Here is a 12,730-nt window from a genome sequence, read left to right as displayed (position 1 = left end):
TGCGAAATTATGATCGGAGCGTGTGACTGCGATCACGTTGAGCATTCGCCGCCGGAGTGCTCCCGCAGGTCGAGGGGGTATTCACCCCAGGGCACCCGCCGACCCCGGAGCATCGGACTAGACTTGCGCGCCGTGGGCCGAAGTGCCGCTTTTTTCGATCTGGACAAGACCGTCATCGCCAAGTCGAGCGCCTTGGCATTCGGTCGGCCGTTCTACCGGGACGGGCTGATCACGCGACGGGACGTCGTGAAGTCGGCGTACGCGCAGCTGATGTTCCGGCTGGGCGGCACCGACGAGCAGACCATGGCCAGGACCAGGGATTACCTCGCCGCACTCTGCAAGGGTTGGCGGGTGGAACAGGTCCGTCAGATCGTCGCGGAGACGCTCCACGAGCTGATCAACCCCTACGTGTACGCCGAGGCCGCCGCGCTGATCGAGGAGCACCAGGCGGCCGGCCGGGACGTCGTGCTGGTCTCCGCCTCCGGCGAGGAGATGGTCCGGCCGATCGGCGCGCTGCTCGGGGTGACCGACGTGATCGCCACCCGGATGAGCGTGCAGGACGGTCGCTACAGCGGCGAGGTGGAGTTCTACGCGGCCGGGCCGAGCAAGGTCGAGGCGGTCAACGAGCTGGCCGCCGTCCGGGGTTACGACCTGGCCGACTCGTACGCCTACTCCGACTCGTACAGTGACCGGCCGTTGCTGGAGTGCGTGGGGCACCCGAGCGTGGTCAACCCGGACCGGGCACTACGCCGGCTCGCGGTGGAGAACGCCTGGCCGGTGCTGGAGTTCCGGCACCCGATCCCGCTGGGCCGGCGGCTGCGGGAGCGCCCGGCCGTCCCGGTGGCCGCGGCGGCGCTCGGCGTCGGCGTCGGGGTGGCGATCGGCATCGCCTGGTACGGCCGGCACCGCCGCACCCGCGCCGTCCAGGCCGCCTGACGCCCCCGCCCCTTCGGGCCTCCTGACCCACCGCGACCGACTCCGACCCTCCGGTTCGCCTCCCGCTCACCGCGACCGGCTCCGGCCCCTCGGCCTCCTGACCCACCGCGACCAACCCGGGGCCACCCGGCACACCTCCTGCGTACCCCCCGATTGAGCGATCGCTCAAATCGCCTATGCTCGCTTTTGAGCATGTGCTCAAAATTGGGAGGTAGCGATGAACGAGCAGGATCGACCGCCCCGACGGACCGCCGCGAACTGGGTGCTCGCCGGCCTGATCTCGGCCTTCGGCATGGTGGTGTTCGTCGCCACCGTGCTCGACGGGCGGGCCGACAGCGCCCTGCTCTTCGTGCTGCTCCCGACGGCCCTCGCCGCCACCCTCGCCCTGCTGCCCGGTCGCACCGCGCACGGCCGGGTCTTCGTGATCACCACGATCGCCCTGCTGCTGGCGGCGGTCGCGCTGCACGAGGGGGCGATCTGCGTCATCCTCGCCGCCCCACTTGTCTACGCGGTGTCCCACGGGACCACCGCCCTGATCCGCGCGCTGCGCGACGCCTCCCGCCCGTACGCCGTCATCGCGGTGCCGTTGCTGCTCCTGCCTGGGCTGGAGGGCAGCGGACCGGCACCCCGGATCGCACCCGACCAGTCCGTCGAGGTGGTCCGGGTGGTGGCCCTGCCGGCCGACCAGGTGGCCACCCGGCTCGCCGCCGGCCCCCGCCCCGTACCGGTGCGCTCGGTCCCGCTGCGGCTGCTCGGTGTGCCCACGCCCGGCCAGGTCAGCGGGGACGGGCTCGACCCGGGCGACAGGTGGATGTTCGGCTACCACGGCAGCGCGCACGGCCCCGGTGGTCACCTCCTCGCCGAGGTGGAGACGGTGGGGGTGCAGCGGGTCGGGTTCCGGTTCGTCGAGGACAGTTCGATCACCGCGCGCTGGTTCCGGTGGCGGCACGCCACGCTGAGCTGGCGGGCCGTCGACGGGCGGCACACCGAGGTGCGCATCCGGGTGGACTACACCCGGGGGCTCGACCCCTCCTGGTACTTCGGGCCGATCCAGCAGGTCCTGCTCGGCGCGGGAACGGGACACCTGCTGGACATGATGGCGCTGCGATGATCGTCGCCCGCTACCTCAGCCTGGCGGTGCCGTTGCTGGCCCTGCTGGCCGCCGCCCGGGTCGACCGGAGCCGCGCCGGGGTCGACCGGAGCCGCGCCGGGCGGGCGGGGGCGCTGCTGGCCTTCCTCGCCACCGGCATCGGCATCGCCGCCCTCGACGAGGTGGCCCGGCGCACCGGCTGGTACACGTTCACCCCGGTCCAAGGAAGCTACCGGGGCCTGCCGGTCGACCTGTGGATCGGCTGGGCCGTGCTCTGGGGTCCGCTGCCCGTGCTGCTGCGCCGGAGCCTCCCGTTGCCGGTGGCGCTGGGCCTGCTGCTCTGGGTCGACGCGGTGGCCATGCCCGCGCTGCACCCGCTGGTCCGGCTCGGCCCGGACTGGCTGGTCGGCGAACTGGTCGGGCTGCTCGTGGTGGCCCTGCCGGCGCAACTGCTCGGTCGCTGGTGTGCCGACCGGCGGCACCTGGCGGCCCGCACGCTGCTCCAGGTCGGGGTCTTCACCGCCCTGCTGCTGTGGTTCGTCCCCAGTCTGGCCTTCGAGGTCGGCGACGGGTCCTGGGCGACGGTGACCGAACTGCCCCGGCCCGTCCTGCTGCTCCTCGCCCAGGTGGCGTTGGTGCTGGCCGCCCCGGCGCTGGCCGCGGTCCGCGAGTTCGTCACCCACGGCGGCGGCACGCCGTACCCGTGGGACCCGCCCGTGCGGCTGGTCACCACCGGGCCGTACGCCTACCTGGCCAACCCGATGCAGACCTGCGCGGTGGCCCTGGTGCTGCTCACCGCCGCGCTCACCCGCAGTTCCGCGCTGGTGCTGGCGGCGGTGGTGGCGGTCGCCTTCAGCGTGGCGGTGGCCCGCCCGCACGAGGAACACGACCTGGCCGACCGGCACGGCGACGCGTGGCGCGCGTACCGGCGACAGGTCCGGAACTGGTGGCCGCGTGGGCGGCCGTACCACGTGGGCCCGGCGGCGGTCCTGTTCCTCGACGACGCCTGCGGTCCGTGCGCCGCGACCTGGCGGTTCGTCGCCCGTCGCCGCCCGGTGGGTCTGCTGGTACGTCCCGCCGCCGAAGCCGACGGGGTGCTGTGGCGGGCGGCGTACATCGACGGCGGCCGGTCGGAACGGGGGGTGGCCGCCGTCGCCCGCGCCCTCGGGCACCTGCACCTCGGGTGGGCGGTGGTCGGCTGGATCCTGCGGCTGCCCGGGGTCGGTTGGCTGGCGCAGCTGGTGACCGATGCGATGATCACACCGCCGCATCCGGCGGGCCCACGAGGAGGACGATGTCCGGCACCAAGCAGCGCCTCCTGGACGGCGCCGTCACCGCCATCCGTACGCACGGTATCGCCGGTGTGTCCGCCCGCACCATCGCCGCGGCCGCCGGGGTGAACCAGGCGCTGGTCTTCTACCACTTCGGTACGGTCGACGACCTGCTGACGGCGGCCTGCCGGGCCAGCACGGCCGACCGGCTCGCGCACTGGTCGGACCGGCTGGCCGGGGTGGGCTCGCTGCGGGAACTGCTCGCCGTCGGGCAGGAGCTGCACGAGCAGGAACGCGAGCTGGGCAACGTCTCCTTCCTGGCCCAGATGCTGGCCGGGGCGCAGACCGACGAGCGGCTGGCCGGGCCCACCGCCGCCGCGCTGAAGCTCTGGGTGGACGAGATCGAGTCGGTGCTGCGCCGGCTGCTCGCCGGGTCACCCTTCGCCGAGATCGCGGACGTGCCCGGCCTGTCCCGGGCCGTCTGCGCCGCGTTCGTCGGGCTGGAACTCTACGACGGGGTGGACCGGGCGGGCGTACGGCAGGCGATGTCGGCGCTCGACCAGCTCGCCGTGCTCATCGAGATCGTCGACGACCTCGGGCCGGTCGCCCGGCGGGCGCTGCGCTCGCGGGTGAACCGGGCCGCCCGCCGGGACTGACCGCGTACCCGGCACCGGTCGGGGTCGGGTACGCGGACGGCACCGGTCAGGCGGCGGCGATGATCTCGTCGCCGACGACGGTGAGCTGGTCCGCGCCGACCTCGACGGCGGTCAGGTAGTGCCGCAGCCAGGAGCGCAGGCCGTCGGGGGTGCCGGTGGCGAAGGCCCCGGCCGCGCCGACGTACTCGGGTTGCCGTTCCCGGTGGCCCACGTCGACGGCGACCAGGCCGCGCGGGTCGAACCCCCGGGACATCAGCACCAGCCGGGCGGCGGCGCGGGCCACCACCCCGGACGGGCCGGCGAAGGGCCGTAGGTTGAGCAGTTCGCCGTGCACTACGGCGGCGAGGACCAGCGGGGAGACCGTCGTCCCGCCGGCGACCAGCCCGGCCAGCCCGTCGAGCCGGGCGGCCACCACCGGGTCGGCGACCGGACGCCCCAGCTCGGCCTCGGCGACCACGTCCCGGGCGGCGAGCACGTGCAGCCGGGCCAGCGCCTGCCGGGGGGCCTTCGGCCACAGCTCGGTCAACCCGGGCAGCGCCCCGGCCACCCGCAGCGCCCCCTGGAGCACCGGTTCGGTGACGGTGCCGGCGCGGACCGCCTCGCGCTCGTGGTCGTACCCCTCCAGGGCGGCACTGGCCACCGCGCTGCGCAGGCCGACCTCGGCCGCGACCTGGCCGCCGTGGCGGCGCAGCGCGCGGTGCCGCATCGCCTGGTCGACCCGCTCGCGGGCCCGCTCGACGGCGGGGGCGATGTCGGCGAGCGCGAGCAGCGGGGCGAGCGGATCGGTGGTCACCCCGCCACGCTAACGACCGGGTGACTGCGGGGCGGACTCACCCACCACCGGGGCGTCGGGTCCGATCCTGATCAGGGCGGCAGGGGTGGGCCGCCGAGCGCGCCGGGACGGCCGCTGAGCGCGCCGGACGGCATCGGGGGTGTCGCGGTCCCGCGCGGCCCGGACTAACCTCGGCCGGGTAGAGACGCAGGTCACCGACGAAGGAGTCACCGCATGAGCGAGGCCTTGGCCAACCTGCTGAACGAGACGCGCCAGTTCCCGCCGCCGGCCGCACTCGCCGCCCAGGCCAACGTCACCGCCGGCGCGTACGACGAGGCCGGCGCGGACCGGCTCGCCTTCTGGGAGCGGCAGGCCGGCCGGTTGGCCTGGGCCAGGCCGTGGGACGAGGTGCTCGACTGGTCGAACCCGCCGTTCGCGAAGTGGTTCGTCGGTGGCCAGCTCAACGTGGCGTACAACTGCCTGGACCGGCACGTGGAGGCGGGCCGGGGCGACAAGGTGGCGATCCACTGGGAGGGTGAGCCGGGCGACACCCGCACCCTCACCTACGCCGACCTGCACCGGCTGACCTGTCAGGCGGCGAACGCGCTGACCGACCTGGGGGTGGTCGCCGGTGACCGGGTGGCGATCTACCTGCCGATGGTCCCCGAGGCGGCGGTGGCGATGCTGGCCTGCGCCCGGATCGGCGCGACCCACAGCGTGGTCTTCGGCGGCTTCTCCGCCGACGCGTTGAGCAACCGGATCCAGGATGCCAGCGCCAAGGTGGTGATCACCGCCGACGGCGGCTACCGGCGGGGCAAGCCGTCGGCGTTGAAGCCGACGGTGGACGAGGCGGTGGCGAACTGCCCGTCGATCGAGCACGTGCTGGTGGTCCGGCGCACCGGCGAGGAGGTCGACTGGTCGGCGAAGGACCACTGGTGGCACGAGACCGTCGAGACGGCGTCGGCCGAACACGTCGCGCAGCCGTTCGACGCCGAGCACCCGCTGTTCATCCTCTACACCAGCGGCACCACCGCCCGCCCGAAGGGCATCCTGCACACCACCGGCGGCTACCTCACCCAGGCCGCGTGGACGACGCACGCGGTGTTCGACCTGAAGCCCGACAGCGACGTCTACTGGTGCACCGCCGACATCGGCTGGGTCACCGGGCACTCCTACATCGTGTACGGGCCGCTGGCCAACGGCGCCACCCAGGTGATGTACGAGGGCACCCCGGACACCCCGCACAAGGGCCGGTTCTGGGAGATCGTCGACAGGTACAAGGTCAGCATCCTCTACACCGCGCCGACGCTGATCCGCACCATGATGAAGTGGGGCGAGGACATCCCGGCGGGCTTCGACCTGTCGTCGCTGCGCCTGCTGGGCAGCGTCGGCGAGCCGATCAACCCGGAGGCGTGGATGTGGTACCGCCAGCACGTCGGCCGGGATGAGCTGCCGATCGTGGACACCTGGTGGCAGACCGAGACCGGCGCGATCATGATCTCCCCGCTGCCGGGGGTGACCGCGGCCAAGCCGGGTTCGGCGATGACCCCGCTGCCCGGCATCGTCGCCGACGTGGTGGACGACCAGGGCCAGTCGGTGCCCAACGGCGGGGGCGGCTACCTGGTGCTGCGCGAGCCGTGGCCGTCGATGCTGCGCACCATCTGGGGCGACGACAACCGGTTCATCGAGACGTACTGGTCCCGGTTCGAGGGGATGTACTTCGCCGGGGACGGCGCGAAGAAGGACGACGACGGGCACATCTGGCTGCTCGGCCGGGTCGACGACGTGATGCTGGTGTCCGGGCACAACATCTCCACCACCGAGGTGGAGTCGGCGCTGGTGTCGCATCCGGCGGTGGCCGAGGCGGCGGTGGTCGGCGCGACCGACCCGACCACCGGGCAGGCGATCGTCGCGTTCGCCATCCCGCGTGGCACCGCCGACACCGCGGGCGAGGCTGGTGAGCAGCTCATCGCCGAGCTGCGCAACCACGTCGCGAAGACGCTCGGCCCGATCGCCAAGCCCCGGCAGATCATGCTGGTGCCGGAGCTGCCGAAGACCCGCTCCGGCAAGATCATGCGCCGGTTGCTGCGGGACGTGGCGGAGAACCGGTCGCTGGGTGACGTGACGACGCTCCAGGACTCCTCGGTGATGGAGTTGATCTCCTCCGGGCTCAGCGGTGGGAAGTCCGACGAGGACTGACGACAGCCGTACCCGACGGTGGGTGCCGGTCCGTGAGGGCCGGCACCCACCGTCTTTTTAGGGGTACGAATCGGTCGGTAGGCCGAGCCGACTCGGGCTGAACGGGCAGAGGCACCGTCGCCCCCTTCCGGGTGAGAACCCTTCTCATTTAGGTTCAGCGATATCGACTGGGTTCGACAGAGGTCTCACCGGCGATCCCTTTCCCATGCCCGAGAAACGGAGTGGCATGAACATTCTCCCGTCCACCAGGGCACGTCGACGGCTCCTCGTCGCGTTGCCCGCCCTCGCTCTCGTCGCCTCGTCACTGACCGTGACCGGCAGTGCGGCGGCCCAACCTGCCGGGCCGGCCACACCGACCCGGATCGGGGCCGACGAGCATTACCTCAACTACGCCGAGCCGGAGGTGCAGCCGGACACCGCGGGTAAGGAGGTCCGGGGCGCCGACGGGATCCGCACCCCGGCGGCGGACGAGGCCCGCGCGTACGACCGTAAGTTCGCCGGCGGCAACCCGGTGGCCGCCCGGGAGCTGGCCCGCAACGAGGCGCGGGCGATCCGGACCGGGCAGAGCCCGCGCGCGTTCAAGAAGGCCAAGAGCACCCAGACGGCCAAGCTGCTCACCCTGCTGGTCGAGTTCAACGACCAGGCCAACGACGACTTCACCGGGGTGATGGTCCCCAAGACGGTCTTCGAGGACCGTACCTGCGTGCCCGGCACCGTCCAGAACGGACCGAAGCACAACAACATCCCCAACCCGGCGACCCTGCCGCACGAGGACAACAACTCGATGTGGGTGCCGGACTTCTCCCCCGCCCACTTCGACAAGATGCTCTACACCAAGCAGGGCATCACCGAGCGGGTGCGTAAGGACCTCAAGGGACCGGACGGCAAGAAGGGTATCGACCTGTCCGGCCGCACCATGCACAACATGTACCTGGAGATGTCCAAGGGTGCGTACACGGTGGACGGGCAGGCCAGCCCGTGGATCACCGTGCCGCACTCGGAGGGCTGGTACGCGGCCTCGCGCTGCTTCCAGGACGAGACCGGCGCCTGGGTCGCCGGCCGGCAGCAGGCGATGAACGGCCACCCGGACAACCCGCAGGGTGCGGGGCGGCTCGCCACCGACGCGATCGACGCGCTGGCCGCGAGCGACCCCAACTTCCCGTGGGCCGACTACGACATCGAGGACCAGGGCGACCGCGACGGTGACGGCAACGTCAACGAGCCCGACGGCGTGATCGACCACCTGGTCCTGGTGCACGCCGGTCAGGGCAAGTCCCGCGGCGGCGGCGACCAGGGTGTGTACGCGGTCTGGGCGCACTCCTCCACGGTCGCCGGCGGTTACACCATCCCCGGCACCAACCTGAAGGTGTCCAACTACATCGTGCAGCCGGAGGACGCCGGGGTCGGCGTCTTCGCCCACGAGTTCGGTCACGACCTGGGCCTGCCGGACCTCTACGACACCTCGGGCAACGCCGACTCGGACGTCGACTTCTGGGACCTGATGGCGTCCGGCTCGCACACCGGTGAGATCTTCCAGGCCCTGCCCACCCACATGGGCATCTGGGACAAGTGGGTGCTGGGCTGGGCCGATCCGTTGACCATCGCCCCTGGCACCCGGAACCGGACGGCGACGCTCGGGCAGACCTCGCGGACCCCGGTGGGCACCCAGGACGGCATCAAGATCGACCTGCCGGACAAGGTGGTCACCCTCGCCCAGCCGCACAGCGGCACCGGCATGTGGTACAGCGGCGCCGACCAGGCGTGGGCGGACGTCAAGCTCAGCCGGCAGGTGGCCGTCCCGGCCGCCGCCGACGCGAAGTTCTGGATGTGGAACAACTACGTCATCGAGGACGACTGGGACTACGGCTTCGTGGAGGTCTCCACCGACGGCGGGGCCACCTGGACCGAGCAGAAGGTCTACGACGAGGCCGGCGCACTGGTCTCCACCAACGACGGTTACGCCGACCCGAACGGCCGCATGGTCGACTTCGGCAACAAGAAGTACGGCCTGACCGGCAGCACCGCCGGTTGGCGGCACGACTGGGTCGACCTGTCGGCGTACGCCGGGACGACCGTGCAGGTGCGGCTGCGGTACGCCACCGACGAGGCGTTCCAGGAGCGGGGCTGGTTCGTCGACGACCTCTCGGTCACCGGCGGCGGGGCCACCACGTTCAGCGACAACGTGGAGAGCGGCACGAACGGCTGGACGCTGACCGGTGGCACCTTCACCGACACCACCGGCGCGGGCTGGCACATCGACCCGGGCACCCAGGTCAAGGCGCAGTACTACCTGGCGGAGTGGCGCAACTTCGACGGCTTCGACATGGGCCTGAAGTACGCCTACGACACCATCTACTCGCACGAGGCGTGGAAGGTGGACCGGATCTCGTACAACGCGCCGGGCATGCTGGTCTGGTACCGGGACACGATGCTGGGCGACGTCAACCACGTCACCGGGCAGATGACCGCGCTGCCCAGCTACGGGGCCAAGGGCGGGTTGCTGATCGTGGACTCGCACTACGATCCGCTGCGGCGTACCGGTGAGGCGGCGGCGAAGGACCCGTCGGTGCTGGACAACCTGCCGAGCCGGCCGCAGTCGGCGAACGCGGCGTTCTCGCTGAACCCGACGTACCCGTTCACCGAGTGCCTGGAGGCGGCGGACGAGCCGTACAGCGCGTACTGCACCAAGTTCCCGCGGCAGCACCCGGTGTCGGGCTTCAACGACGCCAAGGGCTGGTACCCGGGCATCGAGATCCGCGACGGCTCGCCGTACGCCCGGGACAACGACGCCTCGGTGGTCGTCCCGTCGCGGGGCAACAAGCCGTACACCACCCGGGTGGTGAACCCGGACGGCACGCCGGCCACCGAGTTCTACGGCGTGACGCTGGGCGGTGGGGCGATCGTGCTCGGCACCGGCAACCCGTCGGACTCGAAGGTCCGCAACGGGGTCTCCATCAAGATCGAGTCGGCCGCGCCGGACAACTCGTACGCGGTCGTCCGGATCACTCCGGCGAAGTACTGAAGTCACGCGCCGGGTACGCCCGGCGATGCGGTGGTAAGGGTCAGTAACTGACTGATCGGTGAACGGTGGGCCGTCGGCGGACAAGCCGGCGGCCCACTGTTTCCCGCATCCCGGCAACGGAATCGAAATACATCACTACGATTCTCCGCCGGGCCGTCCGCGCTGCTCATGACCGTTGGTGAACATCCGGTGTGTGACGGTGAAAAGCGTTCCCATCAAAATCTTGCAACAAATCGACGCGGACATCTTCCCACCCGTCCCGGCAGTGTCTATGTTCACCATGGGTCCCACTAGTGGGACGTCCATGCCGGCCCGTACCCCCGTTGGGCCGGTTCCCTCACACCGGAGGTACCACGTGCGCAAAGTCGCAGTGGGTCTGCTCGGGCTCTCGCTGACGGCGACAGGTCTGGTGACGGGTACGTCCGCCAGCGCCGCGCCGACGCCGAAGCTCCCGTCGGCGGCCCCGTCGGTCGCGGAGCCCGCTAACGCGGACCACGATCTGCCCAACCCGCTCGAAACCAAGCGGCGGGCGCTGCGTCAGGAGGGCCTCAGCGAGGTCCTCTCCGGCAAGGCCAAGGCGCAGAAGATCAACGGCAGCACGGTCGTCAAGGTCGGCAAGACCCAGGCTGCGGGCAAGAACGCCCGGACGACGGCCTCGGGCGTCGCCCAGACGCAGGACCAGTACGTCGAGCTCGGCCGCGAGCGGACCGACAAGATCTTCGTCATCCTCGCGGAGTTCGGCAACGAGCGGCACCCGAGCTACCCGGACCAGGACACGGCCCCGGCCGTCCCCGGCCCGACCCGGTTCGACGGGCCGCTGCACAACGAGATCCCGGCCCCCAACCGGGCGGTGGACAACTCCACCGTCTGGCAGGCCGACTACAACGCCGACCACTTCCGGAAGCTGTACTTCGGCACCGGGCAGGGTGACGAGTCGCTGAAGCAGTACTACGAGGCCCAGTCCTCGGGTCGCTACAGCGTCGAGGGCGAGGTCACCGACTGGGTCAAGGTGAAGTACAACGAGGCCCGGTACGGCCGTTCCAACGGCTACCCCTGCGCCTCGAACGTCTGCAACAACACCTGGGCCCTGGTCCGGGACGCCGCCAACCAGTGGGTTGCCGACCAGAAGGCCGCCGGCCGCACCGACGCCCAGATCGCCGCCGACGTCAAGTCGATGGACGAGTGGGACCGGTACGACTTCGACGGCGACGGCAACTTCAACGAGCCGGACGGCTACATCGACCACTTCCAGATCGTCCACTCCGGCGGCGACCAGGCCGACGGCGACCCGATCCAGGGTGAGGACGCCATCTGGAGCCACCGGTGGTACGCCTTCGCCAGCGACCAGGGCAACACCGGCCCGGCGAACTTCCCGGCCGGCGGCACCCAGATCGGCAACACCGGCGTCTGGATCGGCGACTACACGATCCAGCCGGAAAACGGTGGCCGGAGCGTCTTCTACCACGAGTACGGTCACGACCTCGGTCTGCCGGACGACTACAACGTCATCAACAGCGGTGACAACAACAACGAGCACTGGACCCTGATGGCCCAGAGCCGGCTCGGTGCCAAGAACGACCAGGGCATCGGCGACCGGGGCGGCGACCTCGGCGCGTGGAACAAGCTCCAGCTCGGCTGGCTCGACTACGAGGTCGTGGTGGCCGGCCAGCAGAAGACCCTCAACCTGGGCCCGCAGGAGTACAACTCCGACAAGGCGCAGGGTGCCGTGGTCGTGCTGCCGCAGCGGGAGTACAGCTTCCAGAACGGCAAGCCGTTCGAGGGGACGAAGCAGTTCTTCTCCGGCAACGACGACGACCTGAACACCACGATGACGCGGACGATCGACCTCACCGGGAAGACCAGCGCCGCGCTCACCATGAAGGGTCGTTACTCGATCGAGGCGGACTACGACTACCTCTTCTTCGAGGCCAGCACCGACGGCGGCCAGACCTGGGCCACCCTGCCGGGTACCGCCAACGGCAAGGCCCTCAAGGAGATCTCCCCCGGGCGCTTCGCCCTGGACGGCTCCAGCAACGGCCAGTGGGTCGACGTCAACATCCCGATGAACGCGGCCGCCGGCAAGGTGGTGCAGTTCCGGCTGCGCTACCAGACCGACGGTGGCGTCTCCGAGGGCGGCTTCTACGGTGACGCGATCACCATCACCGCCGACGGGCAGACCGTGCTCACCGACGGTGCGGAGGCCGGTGCCGCCGGTTGGACCCTGAACGGGTTCAGCGTGGTCGCCGAGACCTACATCCGCAAGTTCGACAACTACTACATCGCCGGCAACCGGTCGTACGTGTCGTACGACCAGTACCTCAAGACCGGCCCGTACTACTTCGGTTACGCGAACAGCCGCCCGGACTACGTGGACCACTACGCGTACCAGGAGGGTCTGCTGATCTCCTACTGGAACCTCCGGTGGGCCGACAACGACACCTTCGACCACCCGGGCGAGGGTCGGAACATGATCATCGACGCGCACCCGGAGCCGCTGTACAACCTGACCGGCGCCCCGTGGCGGGCCCGCGTCCAGGTGTACGACGCGCCGTTCAGCCTGAAGAAGGCGGACTCGTTCACGCTGCACATCAACAGCGTGCCGCAGTACGTCCGTGGCCAGGCCGCGCAGCCGCTGTTCGACGACACCAAGCAGTACTGGTACCCGGAGCTGCCGAACCACGGCGTCAAGCTCCCGGCCACCGGCACCAAGATCAAGGTTGTGGAGCAGAACGGCACCTCACTGAAGGTCCGCTTCTCCTGATCCGCTGATCAGCGCACCACCCG

8 protein-coding genes are annotated in these 12,730 nt (G+C 70.8%); 7 read left to right on the top strand and 1 reads right to left on the bottom strand.

Annotation, left to right across the window (positions count from 1 at the left end; all coding sequences use genetic code 11):
• Positions 1–123: 123 nt before the first annotated feature.
• From JQX11_RS16255 to JQX11_RS16240, 4 genes are all read left to right on the top strand, one after another.
• Positions 124–936: an HAD family hydrolase gene (locus JQX11_RS16255; protein WP_204925795.1), complete on the top strand. Its 813-nt coding sequence runs from the start codon at positions 124–126 to the stop codon at positions 934–936.
• 217 nt (positions 937–1,153) lie between these two features.
• Entirely contained in the window at positions 1,154–2,047 is an 894-nt protein-coding gene (locus tag JQX11_RS16250; protein ID WP_204925794.1) for a hypothetical protein, read from the top strand.
• Entirely contained in the window at positions 2,044–3,426 is a 1,383-nt protein-coding gene (locus JQX11_RS16245) for a methyltransferase (RefSeq protein WP_204925793.1), read from the top strand. The genes JQX11_RS16250 and JQX11_RS16245 overlap by 4 nt, the downstream gene beginning before the upstream one ends.
• The gene (locus tag JQX11_RS16240; RefSeq protein WP_204925792.1) at positions 3,321–3,953 is read left to right on the top strand and encodes a TetR/AcrR family transcriptional regulator; all 633 of its coding nucleotides are present in this window, start codon (positions 3,321–3,323) and stop codon (positions 3,951–3,953) included. The genes JQX11_RS16245 and JQX11_RS16240 overlap by 106 nt, the downstream gene beginning before the upstream one ends.
• A 46-nt stretch (positions 3,954–3,999) precedes the next feature.
• Here JQX11_RS16240 and JQX11_RS16235 read toward each other — a convergent pair whose 3' ends face one another.
• Positions 4,000–4,746, bottom strand: coding sequence for a Fic family protein (locus tag JQX11_RS16235; protein ID WP_088643433.1), 747 nt, complete (start codon positions 4,744–4,746; stop codon positions 4,000–4,002).
• Between the two features lie 213 nt (positions 4,747–4,959).
• On the opposite strand from JQX11_RS16235, the gene acs reads away from it, so the two are divergent.
• The 3 genes from acs (at position 4,960) to JQX11_RS16220 (ending at position 12,707) form a co-directional block, all read left to right on the top strand.
• Complete coding sequence (gene acs / locus JQX11_RS16230) at positions 4,960–6,924, top strand: acetate--CoA ligase (RefSeq protein WP_204925791.1); 1,965 nt, start codon at positions 4,960–4,962, stop codon at positions 6,922–6,924.
• A 226-nt stretch (positions 6,925–7,150) separates the two neighbouring features.
• Complete coding sequence (locus JQX11_RS16225; protein WP_232377962.1) at positions 7,151–9,946, top strand: immune inhibitor A domain-containing protein; 2,796 nt, start codon at positions 7,151–7,153, stop codon at positions 9,944–9,946.
• A 370-nt stretch (positions 9,947–10,316) separates the two neighbouring features.
• Positions 10,317–12,707 carry an immune inhibitor A domain-containing protein gene (locus JQX11_RS16220; RefSeq protein ID WP_204925973.1) on the top strand — a complete coding sequence of 797 codons (2,391 nt, stop codon included), beginning with the start codon at positions 10,317–10,319 and terminating at the stop codon, positions 12,705–12,707.
• The last annotated feature ends 23 nt before the right edge of the window (positions 12,708–12,730 follow it).

The organism is Micromonospora humida, assembly GCF_016901255.1.
GTDB classification, from domain to species: Bacteria; Actinomycetota; Actinomycetes; order Mycobacteriales; family Micromonosporaceae; genus Micromonospora; species Micromonospora wenchangensis.
This window is presented reverse-complemented; position numbering and strand designations above follow the sequence as displayed.

Coding starts and splice junctions, on each gene's coding strand:
- JQX11_RS16225 (WP_232377962.1), top strand. CDS start 7,151: ATGAACATTCTCCCGTCCACCAGGGCACGTCGACGGCTCCTCGTCGCG.
- JQX11_RS16240 (WP_204925792.1), top strand. CDS start 3,321: ATGTCCGGCACCAAGCAGCGCCTCCTGGACGGCGCCGTCACCGCCATC.
- acs (WP_204925791.1), top strand. CDS start 4,960: ATGAGCGAGGCCTTGGCCAACCTGCTGAACGAGACGCGCCAGTTCCCG.
- JQX11_RS16245 (WP_204925793.1), top strand. CDS start 2,044: ATGATCGTCGCCCGCTACCTCAGCCTGGCGGTGCCGTTGCTGGCCCTG.
- JQX11_RS16250 (WP_204925794.1), top strand. CDS start 1,154: ATGAACGAGCAGGATCGACCGCCCCGACGGACCGCCGCGAACTGGGTG.